The sequence below is a fragment of the Oleiphilus sp. HI0061 genome (genome assembly GCF_001635675.1).
Genome location: NZ_LWFE01001090.1, coordinates 1 through 8,550 on the forward strand (window position 1 = coordinate 1; position 8,550 = coordinate 8,550).

The 8,550-nt window shown below is 44.5% G+C and carries 16 protein-coding genes; all 16 read right to left on the minus strand.

Annotated elements, in window-relative coordinates; all coding sequences use genetic code 11:
* Positions 1 to 288: 288 nt before the first annotated feature.
* The 16 genes from rplQ to rplX all read right to left on the minus strand — a co-directional run bounded on the left by rplQ (position 289) and on the right by rplX (position 8,502).
* A complete protein-coding gene (gene rplQ / locus A3735_RS15485) occupies positions 289 to 678 on the minus strand; it encodes a 50S ribosomal protein L17 (RefSeq protein WP_068511128.1) in 390 nt (129 codons plus the stop codon).
* A 35-nt stretch (positions 679 to 713) separates the two neighbouring features.
* The gene (gene rpoA / locus A3735_RS15490) at positions 714 to 1,718 is read right to left on the minus strand and encodes a DNA-directed RNA polymerase subunit alpha (RefSeq protein ID WP_068554544.1); all 1,005 of its coding nucleotides are present in this window, start codon (positions 1,716 to 1,718) and stop codon (positions 714 to 716) included.
* Positions 1,719 to 1,753: 35 nt separating this feature from the next.
* Positions 1,754 to 2,374 (minus strand): 30S ribosomal protein S4, encoded by a 621-nt coding sequence (gene rpsD / locus A3735_RS15495; RefSeq protein WP_068508558.1) that lies wholly within the window; start codon positions 2,372 to 2,374, stop codon positions 1,754 to 1,756.
* A gap of 11 nt (positions 2,375 to 2,385) precedes the next feature.
* Entirely contained in the window at positions 2,386 to 2,775 is a 390-nt protein-coding gene (rpsK, locus tag A3735_RS15500; RefSeq protein ID WP_068508553.1) for a 30S ribosomal protein S11, read from the minus strand.
* Positions 2,776 to 2,787: 12 nt separating this feature from the next.
* On the minus strand, positions 2,788 to 3,144 hold the full coding sequence (rpsM, locus tag A3735_RS15505; RefSeq protein WP_068508551.1) for a 30S ribosomal protein S13: 357 nt from the start codon (positions 3,142 to 3,144) through the stop codon (positions 2,788 to 2,790).
* A gap of 146 nt (positions 3,145 to 3,290) precedes the next feature.
* Positions 3,291 to 3,404 (minus strand): 50S ribosomal protein L36, encoded by a 114-nt coding sequence (gene rpmJ, locus A3735_RS29030; protein ID WP_082865410.1) that lies wholly within the window; start codon positions 3,402 to 3,404, stop codon positions 3,291 to 3,293.
* Between the two features lie 37 nt (positions 3,405 to 3,441).
* Positions 3,442 to 4,773: a preprotein translocase subunit SecY gene (gene secY / locus A3735_RS15510; RefSeq protein ID WP_068508549.1), complete on the minus strand. Its 1,332-nt coding sequence runs from the start codon at positions 4,771 to 4,773 to the stop codon at positions 3,442 to 3,444.
* A gap of 5 nt (positions 4,774 to 4,778) precedes the next feature.
* On the minus strand, positions 4,779 to 5,213 hold the full coding sequence (gene rplO / locus A3735_RS15515; RefSeq protein WP_068508547.1) for a 50S ribosomal protein L15: 435 nt from the start codon (positions 5,211 to 5,213) through the stop codon (positions 4,779 to 4,781).
* Between the two features lies 1 nt (position 5,214).
* Positions 5,215 to 5,400: a 50S ribosomal protein L30 gene (gene rpmD, locus A3735_RS15520; protein WP_068508545.1), complete on the minus strand. Its 186-nt coding sequence runs from the start codon at positions 5,398 to 5,400 to the stop codon at positions 5,215 to 5,217.
* Between the two features lie 4 nt (positions 5,401 to 5,404).
* Positions 5,405 to 5,905, minus strand: a complete 501-nt coding sequence (gene rpsE, locus A3735_RS15525; RefSeq protein WP_068508544.1) for a 30S ribosomal protein S5 — start codon at positions 5,903 to 5,905, stop codon at positions 5,405 to 5,407.
* 11 nt (positions 5,906 to 5,916) lie between these two features.
* Positions 5,917 to 6,267, minus strand: a complete 351-nt coding sequence (gene rplR, locus A3735_RS15530) for a 50S ribosomal protein L18 (protein WP_068508543.1) — start codon at positions 6,265 to 6,267, stop codon at positions 5,917 to 5,919.
* Between the two features lie 8 nt (positions 6,268 to 6,275).
* Positions 6,276 to 6,809 (minus strand): 50S ribosomal protein L6, encoded by a 534-nt coding sequence (gene rplF, locus A3735_RS15535; protein WP_068508542.1) that lies wholly within the window; start codon positions 6,807 to 6,809, stop codon positions 6,276 to 6,278.
* A 9-nt stretch (positions 6,810 to 6,818) separates the two neighbouring features.
* Positions 6,819 to 7,211 carry a 30S ribosomal protein S8 gene (rpsH, locus tag A3735_RS15540; protein ID WP_068508541.1) on the minus strand — a complete coding sequence of 131 codons (393 nt, stop codon included), beginning with the start codon at positions 7,209 to 7,211 and terminating at the stop codon, positions 6,819 to 6,821.
* 101 nt (positions 7,212 to 7,312) lie between these two features.
* Complete coding sequence (gene rpsN / locus A3735_RS15545; protein WP_068508540.1) at positions 7,313 to 7,618, minus strand: 30S ribosomal protein S14; 306 nt, start codon at positions 7,616 to 7,618, stop codon at positions 7,313 to 7,315.
* Between the two features lie 12 nt (positions 7,619 to 7,630).
* The gene (rplE, locus tag A3735_RS15550; RefSeq protein ID WP_068508538.1) at positions 7,631 to 8,170 is read right to left on the minus strand and encodes a 50S ribosomal protein L5; all 540 of its coding nucleotides are present in this window, start codon (positions 8,168 to 8,170) and stop codon (positions 7,631 to 7,633) included.
* A gap of 14 nt (positions 8,171 to 8,184) precedes the next feature.
* On the minus strand, positions 8,185 to 8,502 hold the full coding sequence (gene rplX, locus A3735_RS15555) for a 50S ribosomal protein L24 (protein WP_068508536.1): 318 nt from the start codon (positions 8,500 to 8,502) through the stop codon (positions 8,185 to 8,187).
* Between the last annotated feature and the right edge of the window lie 48 nt (positions 8,503 to 8,550).

Below are 8,550 nucleotides of genomic sequence, written 5' to 3' on the forward strand. Positions count from 1 at the left end.
AAGAGGTGCTGATTTTATGTATGGAGCAGAATTCTGCAACCGTTAACCCGCTCTCTTTTTGATAATCGAAGATACTTGGCCAGTCGTGTTTGGCTTTCTTGGTGTTCTTTTTAGTCATGTGCTAGTTCCTTGTGAATTTTGGAACTAGCGTAATTAATTGTTGGGTTTGGTATTATGTGTGCTTGGCTAGACGCTTACAAAACAAGGCCTGCGGGCCTTAGCTTATTTATTCCAGACACAAAAAAACCAGCACTAGGCTGGTTTTTTTTACGACGGTGAGTAGTAAAACTACTCGTCGTCATCCTCGAAGGCTTCAACCACTGGGCGGTCAACTAGCTCAACGAACGCCATTGGCGCTGCATCACCAGAACGGAAACCACATTTTAGAATGCGGATATAACCACCTGGGCGATCTTGGTAACGAGGACCAAGCTCATTAAACAATTTCGCTACAACAGCATTGTCACGAGTACGAGCAAAAGCCAAACGGCGATTTGCAACTGTATCGTTCTTCGCTAACGTAATCAAAGGCTCAGCTACACGACGTAGCTCTTTAGCTTTTGGCAAAGTTGTTTTGATTAACTCATGCTCAACAAGAGAAGCTGCCATATTTTTGAACATGGCTTTTCTGTGCGAGCTATTTCTATTAAGTTTACGACCACTTTTACGATGACGCATTTTATAATTCCTTACCTATTCAAACCGAGGATGACTTAGCCACCCAGTACTCGGTCATCACCTTTCAAACTAGCTGGAGGCCAGTTTTCAAGACGCATACCTAATGAAAGACCACGAGATGCTAGTACATCCTTAATTTCAGTAAGAGACTTCTTACCCAAATTAGGCGTTTTTAGCAGTTCAACCTCAGTACGTTGAATTAGGTCACCAATGTAGTAAATATTCTCTGCTTTCAAACAATTCGCAGAACGAACGGTTAGCTCTAGATCATCTACTGGACGAAGCAGGATTGGATCGACTTCTTCCTCTTCCTCTTCTTGAACTACTTCTTTTTCGTTATCGAAATCAACGAATACAGCAAGTTGTTGCTGAAGAATTGTAGCTGCACGGCGGATTGAATCCTCAGGATCAATCGTACCGTTAGTTTCAAGATCAATTACAAGCTTATCCAGGTCAGTACGCTGCTCAACTCGCGCATTCTCAACAGAGTATGCAACTCGCGAAACCGGACTATATGACGCATCCAACTGCAAACGACCGATTGCGCGTGTTTCATCATCATTATTACCACGCTGGTCAGCTGGCTCATAGCCACGACCGCGACCAACACGTAGCGTCATAGTGATATCACCATTGTCGCTAAGGTTGCAAATAACATGATCCGGATTCATGATTTCAACGTCATGATCCAACTGAATGTCACTAGCCAAGACTGGGCCTGGCCCCTTCTTAGTAAGCGTCAAACTAGCTTCATCGCGTGAGTGCATGTTTATAGCCAAACCTTTAAGGTTCAAAAGGATCTCAATAACATCCTCTTGAACACCTTCGATTGCGCTGTACTCGTGCAATACACCTTCGATTTCTGCTTCTACAACTGCACAACCCGGCATTGATGACAAAAGAATTCTTCTTAATGCGCTGCCAAGCGTATGGCCGAAGCCTCGCTCTAATGGCTCTAGAATAACTTTTGCATGTGTTGCGCTTAAACCTTGAACTTCAATGTTTCGTGGATTCAAGAATTCATTAACTGAACGCTGCATATATGCCCCTATACCTTATGTTGTATCCGATGAGATTACTTAGAGTAAAGCTCAACAATTAGATTCTCGTTGATGTCCGAAGGTAGCTCTGAACGCTCAGGAACAGCTTTAAAAGTTCCTGTGAGTTTATTGGTATCTACGTCGATCCACTCAACTGCCCCGCGATTAGCTGCTAACTCAACAGCGTTTTTAACACGCAATTGGTTCTTAGCTTTTTCGCGAACAGCAACAACATCACCAGCTTTAACTTGGTAAGATGCGATATTCACTACCTGATCGTTAACAACGATTGCCTTGTGGGATACAAGCTGACGTGATTCTGCGCGAGTAGAACCGTAGCCCATACGATATACAACATTATCAAGGCGTTGTTCCAGCAACTGAAGCAAGTTTTCACCTGTAGCGCCTTTACGGCGTGCAGCTTCTTTATAGTAGCCACGGAACTGTTTTTCAAGAACACCGTATAGACGGCGAACTTTCTGCTTCTCACGTAGCTGGGTACCGTATTCAGACAAACGTCCGCGACGAGCACCGTGCATACCTGGAGCAGTTTCTAAGTTACACTTTGAATCTAGCGCTTTAGCGCCACTTTTCAAAAATAAGTCAGTACCTTCACGGCGTGACAGTTTACATTTTGGTCCAATATAACGAGCCATTTGCTAATCCTCTAAACGCGACGTTTCTTAGGTGGGCGACAACCATTGTGTGGAATAGGTGTCACATCCGTGATATTTGTGATTTTATAACCACAAGCGTTTAAAGCGCGAACAGCGGACTCGCGTCCTGGTCCAGGACCCTTAACTTGAACTTCTAAGTTCTTAAGGCCGTATTCAGCAGCCGCATTACCGGCTCTTTCAGCTGCTACCTGCGCAGCAAAAGGTGTACTTTTTCGCGAACCACGGAAACCTGATCCACCAGCAGTTGCCCAAGATAGAGCGTTGCCTTGGCGGTCAGTAATGGTAACGATAGTATTGTTGAATGATGCATGGATATGAGCCATACCATCAACAACAGTCTTTTTCACCTTTTTACGGGTACGTGTACCTGGCTTTGCCATTACGAATTCCTATTATTTACGAATTGGTTTACGAGGGCCCTTACGGGTACGTGCGTTCGTTTTGCTTCGCTGACCGCGCACAGGCAAGCTGTGACGATGACGAAGACCACGATAACAACCCAGGTCCTTCAACCGTTTAATATTCATTTGAAGTTCACGACGCAAATCGCCTTCTACGGTCAAGTTATTGACCTCAGAACGCAATATTTCTAACTGCTCTTCAGATAGCGTGCTAACTTTAGCAGTACGGGCTATACCCGTTGCATCGCATATTTTTTGTGCAGTAGTTCTGCCTACACCAAAGATGTAAGTCAGAGAAATTACTGCGTGTTTATTGTCGGGTATATTGACACCGGCTATACGTGCCATCCATCTTACTCCGCTTAATTGGTAGCTAAATTGAGCAAATGCTCTACGCTACTGTTTAGTTACCGTCTGATAAAAAGGGCGCAAATCATACAGCCTGATTAAATATAAATCAAGCTATATGCAGCACACTTTTCATACAACACCAATTAACCTTGGCGTTGCTTATGACGAGGCTCTTGACAAATAACTCTTACAGAGCCATTTCTTCTAATAATTTTACAGTTACGGCAGATTTTCTTTACCGAAGCACGAACTTTCATATGCTACTCCAAAAACTAAATTTTCAACTCTTCGCGATTAACGCTGCATCCCACCATTACCGTAACCTTTAAGGTTCGATTTTTTCATCAGCGACTCATATTGATGGGACATTAAATGAGACTGAACTTGCGCCATGAAATCCATGACTACGACCACAACGATCAACAGGGATGTACCACCGAAATAGAATGGAACATTTGCCCAAACAACCAAAAACTGCGGCAACAAAGAAACTGCGGCAATATAGGCTGCACCGAAGATTGTCAAACGTGTCAGTACGCTATCGATATAGTTTGCGGTCTGCGCCCCTGGACGAATACCCGGAACGAAAGCACCAGACTTCTTAAGGTTATCTGCAACTTCTTTTGGGTTATACATTAACGCTGTATAAAAGAAGCAGAAGAAGACGACTGCAATGGCAAACAAAATAACATACAGAGGCTGACTCGGCCCAAGCGCTTGAGAAACATTAGCTAACCACTCCATGCCCTCGCTCTGTCCGAACCACTGCCCCATTGAAGCAGGAAACAACAATATACTCGAAGCAAATATAGGCGGGATTACGCCAGCCATATTAACTTTAAGCGGCAAATGGCTTGACTGCTGAGAGTAACCACCACGTGCCTGTTGTCTTTTTGCATAATTAACAGTGATGCGTCTTTGACCTCGTTCGATAAACACGACGAAGGCAACGATAGCAACTGCGAATACACCAATACCTAACAATGCAAGGATATTTAATTCTCCCTGCCTTGCAGCTTCAAACGACTGACCGAACGCACCTGGTAAACCCGCGACAATCCCTGCAAATATCAACAAGGAAATACCGTTACCAATACCACGCTCTGTAATCTGCTCTCCCAACCACATAAGGAAGACAGCACCACAAACAAATGTAGAGATCGCAAGGAAGTAGAAACTAAAGCTATCAGTGAAGGTCACACCTTGAGAGGCAAGACCTACCGACATACCTGAAGCCTGTATCAACGCTAAAGCAACTGTGCCATAACGCGTATACTGACTAATCTTTCTACGACCCGCTTCGCCTTCTTTCTTAAGCTGTTCAAGAGTAGGGCTTACAGCAGTTAACAACTGCATAATGATCGATGCAGAAATATAGGGCATGATTCCCAAGGCGAAGATACTCATTCGCTCCAATGCACCACCAGAGAACATGTTAAACAAGCTCAAAATAGTACCTTGGTTTTGCTCGAATAGCGCGGCTAGTCTCTCTGGGTTGATGCCTGGCACTGGAATGTGCGCACCAACTCGATAAACTAGGATTGCAGCGAACACAAACCATAATCTTGATTTGAGTTCTGCAAAACCTTTACCTACGCCCGAAGGCAATGCGTTTGACTTCGCCATGGGTATTAATCCTCTACCTTTCCGCCAGCAGCAGTAATTGCTTCACGAGCACCTTTAGTCACTTTCAAACCTTGAATAGTAACTGCTTTAGATAACTCGCCCGACAAAATAACTTTAGCCTGCTTAGCATCACGACGAACCAAGTTTGCGTTTTTCAACGCATCCAAGTCGATAACATCAGCTTCGACAGCTGCTAATTCGTTCAAACGAATTTCAGCAGAGTACTTAGCTTGACGTGAACTGAAACCGAACTTTGGAAGTCGGCGTGCTAGAGGTTGCTGACCACCCTCGAAACCTGGCGCTACAGAACCGCCAGAACGAGACTTCAAACCCTTGTGGCCACGACCACAAGTTTTACCAAAACCACTACCAATACCGCGACCTACACGTCGAGCTGTAGGCTTTGATCCAGGAGCTGGACTTATTGAATTAAGACGCATTTTATTCTCCTTCAATCCTAACCATGTAGTTAACTTTGTTAGCCATACCGCGAACTGAAGGTGTATCTTCCAGCTCTACAGTCTGACCAATCTTACGTAGACCAAGACCGGTAACACACGCTCTATGAGCAGGTAAGCGACCAATCGGGCTACGGTACAATGTAACCTGTATTGTTTTCTTAGCCATGACCTTATCCTGTAATTTCGTCTACAGACTTGCCGCGCTTAGCAGCAACGTCTTCTGGTGACTTCATTGCACTCAAACCTTTAACTGTTGCGCGAACAACGTTAACTGGGTTTGTAGAGCCGTAGCACTTAGCAAGTACGTTTTGAATCCCTGCGACTTCTAGCACTGCACGCATTGCGCCGCCAGCGATGATACCAGTACCATCTGAAGCAGGCTGCATATAGACCTTAGAGCCACTATGCTTTGCAGTTACAGGATATTGCAAGGTTGTACCGCTAAGAGGTACGTCAACCATATTCTTGCGAGCTGCATCCATTGCTTTTTGAATAGCGATTGGAACTTCACGCGCTTTACCACGACCGAAACCTACACGACCTGCACCATCACCAACAACAGTTAGTGCTGTGAAACCGAAGATTCGACCACCTTTAACAACTTTTGCCACACGGTTAACTTGTACAAGTTTTTCCTGTAGCTCTGGACCGTTTTTGTCTTCTACGCTCATCGTAATGCCCCTTAGAACTCTAATCCGGCTTCACGCGCAGCGTCAGCCAATGCCTTTACACGACCGTGATATTTAAAACCAGCACGATCAAATGCTACTCTTGAAACACCAGCTGTCTTTGCTCGCTCAGCGATCAAAGCACCAACTTTAGTAGCCGCGTCAATGTTACCTGTACCTTCGCCGCGAAGATCTTTATCCAGAGTAGAAGCAGAGGCTAAAACCTTGTTTCCTTCACCTGAAATAATCTGTGCGTAGATATGCTTAGGTGTACGATGAACTGTAAGTCGGGTCTCACCCAAAGCTTTTAACTTAAAGCGAGTTTTTTTCGCTCTACGTAGTCTTGATTCTTTCTTAATGCTCATAGCTTCACCTATTTCTTCTTAGCTTCTTTGCGTCTGACATGTTCGTCAGCAAAGCGTACACCCTTACCTTTGTAAGGCTCTGGCGGACGGAAAGCACGAATTTCAGCAGCAACCTGACCTAGCAACTGTTTGTCAGCGCCTGACAAAACAATCTCGGTCTGTGATGGAGCTTCAGCTTTAATACCTTCAGGAAGCTCGTATTCGACTGGGTGAGAAAAACCCAATGACAGATTCAGTTTCTTGCCCTGCATCTGTACACGATAACCAACACCGATTAGCTGTAGCTTTTTCTGGAAGCCAGTACTTACACCAGTAACCATGTTGTTTACCAACGCGCGAGTCGTACCAGACATCGCTCGTGAGAACTTGCTGCCATTTTTAGCAGCAAATTTAATTTCTGAACCTTCCTGCGTTACAGTAACAACAGAATTAAGATCCAAAGATAAAGTGCCTTTACCGCCCTTTACTTCAATTTCTTGCTCAGTTAGCTTAACTTCTACACCGGAAGGAAGCTGAACTGGACTATTAGCAACCCTAGACATGCCCTTCTCCTAGAAAACTGTGCAGATTACTTCGCCACCAATGCCGGCATTACGCGCAGCTCGGTCGGTCATCACACCTTGCGAAGTTGAAATAATGGCAACACCCAAACCACCGCGAATGCTTGGCAGCTCGTCTTTACCTTTAAACTGGCGTAGACCTGGACGGCTAGCTCTCTTAATTTCTTCGATGACTGGCTTGCCTTCGAAATACTTAAGATCAACAGTTACCTGTGCTTTTACCTGACCATCAGTGTTAAAGCCTTCGATGAAACCTTCTGACTTTAATACTTCTAGTACTGACACCTTCATTTTAGAAGAAGGCATTGTGACAGATTGCTTCTCAGCCATCTGTGCATTACGAATACGTGTGAACATATCCGCAAGCGTATCTTGCATACTCATCGTATGAACTCCTAGTCTTTTTAGTTGTGCAGTATCAAAAACAAGCCGGAAGGAAACCCCACCAGCTTGTTATGGTACTTACCAACGTTTCTTTACTGGTATTACCAGCTTGCTTTTTTCAGGCCGGGCACATTACCACTCATTCCCTGTTCACGCAATTTAATTCGTGAAAGTTTGAACTTGCGGTATACGCCGTGTGGTCGACCTGTCACTTGACAGCGATTTCTAAGTCTGCTTGGACTAGCGTTGCGCGGTAGCTTTTGCAATTGTTTCTGAGCTTCCCAACGATCTTCATCAGAAGTATTTTGGTTAGAGATAATTGCTTTTAGCTCCGCACGCTTCTCAGCATACTTGGCTACTGTTTTTTCGCGCTTTAGTTCGCGCTGCTTCATTGAGATCTTAGCCATTGCTTCTTACCCTTATTTTTTGAACGGGAAGTTGAAAGCGCGAAGCAAAGCTCGACCCTCATCATCCGTTGCAGCAGATGTAGTAATAGTAATGTCTAGACCACGAATCTTATCGACTTTGTCGTAATCAATCTCTGGGAATATGATTTGCTCTTTAACACCCATTGAATAATTACCACGTCCGTCAAATGACTTCGAGTTTAGACCTCGGAAGTCGCGGATACGCGGAATAGCGATACCAACTAAACGCTCGAAAAATTCCCACATACGCTCGCCACGTAAAGTAACTTTACAGCCGATCGGATAACCTTCACGAACTTTAAAGCCAGCTACTGACTTACGAGCTTTTGTAGTCACTGGCTTTTGGCCAGCTAATTTCTCAAGATCAGCGATTGCGTTCTCTAGCATTTTTTTGTCTGCTAGCGCTTCGCCAACACCCATATTAAGGGTAATTTTCTCAATTTTCGGTACTTGCATTATGCTCTTGTAATCGAACTCTTTTTGCAGTGCAGGTACCACTTCGCTTTTATAAACTTCTTTCATATTTGCCATGGTTTATTACCTGCCTACTTATCTACGAGCTCGTCGTTAGATTTGAATACACGTACCTTCTTGCCATCTTCAAGGACTTTGAAGCCTACACGGTCTGCTTTGTTGGTTGTTGGATTAAAAATCGCAACATTAGAAGCCTGAATTGGCGCTTCTTTCTCAACAATGCCACCTGGCGTACCCAGCATTGGGTTAGGCTTAGTGTGGCGCTTAATCATGTTGATTCCAGAAACGACCAAACGGCCATCCTTCATCACACGATTAACTTTACCACGCTTACCGTTGTCCTTGCCTGCTATGACAATCACTTCATCGTCACGTTTGATCTTTTTCATAACCGGCCTCTCGTCCTTAAAGCACTTCAGGTGCTAAAGAAATAATTT

Coding starts and splice junctions, on each gene's coding strand:
- rplQ (WP_068511128.1), bottom strand. CDS start 678: ATGCGTCATCGTAAAAGTGGTCGTAAACTTAATAGAAATAGCTCGCAC.
- rpoA (WP_068554544.1), bottom strand. CDS start 1,718: ATGCAGCGTTCAGTTAATGAATTCTTGAATCCACGAAACATTGAAGTT.
- rpsD (WP_068508558.1), bottom strand. CDS start 2,374: ATGGCTCGTTATATTGGACCAAAATGTAAACTGTCACGCCGTGAAGGT.
- rpsK (WP_068508553.1), bottom strand. CDS start 2,775: ATGGCAAAGCCAGGTACACGTACCCGTAAAAAGGTGAAAAAGACTGTT.
- rpsM (WP_068508551.1), bottom strand. CDS start 3,144: ATGGCACGTATAGCCGGTGTCAATATACCCGACAATAAACACGCAGTA.
- rpmJ (WP_082865410.1), bottom strand. CDS start 3,404: ATGAAAGTTCGTGCTTCGGTAAAGAAAATCTGCCGTAACTGTAAAATT.
- secY (WP_068508549.1), bottom strand. CDS start 4,773: ATGGCGAAGTCAAACGCATTGCCTTCGGGCGTAGGTAAAGGTTTTGCA.
- rplO (WP_068508547.1), bottom strand. CDS start 5,213: ATGCGTCTTAATTCAATAAGTCCAGCTCCTGGATCAAAGCCTACAGCT.
- rpmD (WP_068508545.1), bottom strand. CDS start 5,400: ATGGCTAAGAAAACAATACAGGTTACATTGTACCGTAGCCCGATTGGT.
- rpsE (WP_068508544.1), bottom strand. CDS start 5,905: ATGAGCGTAGAAGACAAAAACGGTCCAGAGCTACAGGAAAAACTTGTA.
- rplR (WP_068508543.1), bottom strand. CDS start 6,267: ATGAGCATTAAGAAAGAATCAAGACTACGTAGAGCGAAAAAAACTCGC.
- rplF (WP_068508542.1), bottom strand. CDS start 6,809: ATGTCTAGGGTTGCTAATAGTCCAGTTCAGCTTCCTTCCGGTGTAGAA.
- rpsH (WP_068508541.1), bottom strand. CDS start 7,211: ATGAGTATGCAAGATACGCTTGCGGATATGTTCACACGTATTCGTAAT.
- rpsN (WP_068508540.1), bottom strand. CDS start 7,618: ATGGCTAAGATCTCAATGAAGCAGCGCGAACTAAAGCGCGAAAAAACA.
- rplE (WP_068508538.1), bottom strand. CDS start 8,170: ATGGCAAATATGAAAGAAGTTTATAAAAGCGAAGTGGTACCTGCACTG.
- rplX (WP_068508536.1), bottom strand. CDS start 8,502: ATGAAAAAGATCAAACGTGACGATGAAGTGATTGTCATAGCAGGCAAG.